The organism is Pseudomonas sp. SMN11, from assembly GCF_052041945.1.
Lineage (GTDB): Bacteria > Pseudomonadota > Gammaproteobacteria > Pseudomonadales > Pseudomonadaceae > Aquipseudomonas.
The window spans coordinates 1-472 of sequence record NZ_JBKGGW010000092.1; the positions used below are offsets into that span (position 1 = coordinate 1).

Consider the following 472-nt stretch of genomic DNA (forward strand, 5'->3'; position numbering starts at 1 on the left):
GGCCAGAACGTCGGTGGCGTTGCCGAAGCCGCTGCCAAGATCGCTGGCGTGGCCAAGGTACTGGTTGCCGATAACGCTGCCTACGCCCACGCCCTGCCAGAAAACGTCGCGCCGCTGATCGTCGAGCTGGCCAAGGGTTACAGCCACGTGCTGGCCCCGGCCACCACCAACGGCAAGAACATCCTGCCACGCGTTGCCGCGCTGCTGGACGTCGACCAGATCTCCGAGATCATCTCGGTTGAATCGGCCGACACCTTCAAGCGCCCGATCTACGCCGGCAACGCCATTGCCACCGTGCAATCGAGCGCTTCGGTCAAGGTGATCACCGTGCGTACCACCGGCTTCGACGCCGTGGCCGCCGAGGGTGGTTCGGCTGCCGTTGAAGCGGTGGCTGCTGCGCACAACGCCGGTATCTCGGCCTTCGTCGGCGAAGAGCTGGCCAAGTCCGACCGCCCAGAGCTGACCGCTGCCA

General features: G+C 65.9%; 1 pseudogene. It reads left to right on the top strand.

Going from position 1 to position 472, the window contains the following annotated elements:
* Nucleotides 1–472, top strand: a pseudogene (locus ACLEJU_RS28675) (electron transfer flavoprotein subunit alpha/FixB family protein); the annotation flags it as partial.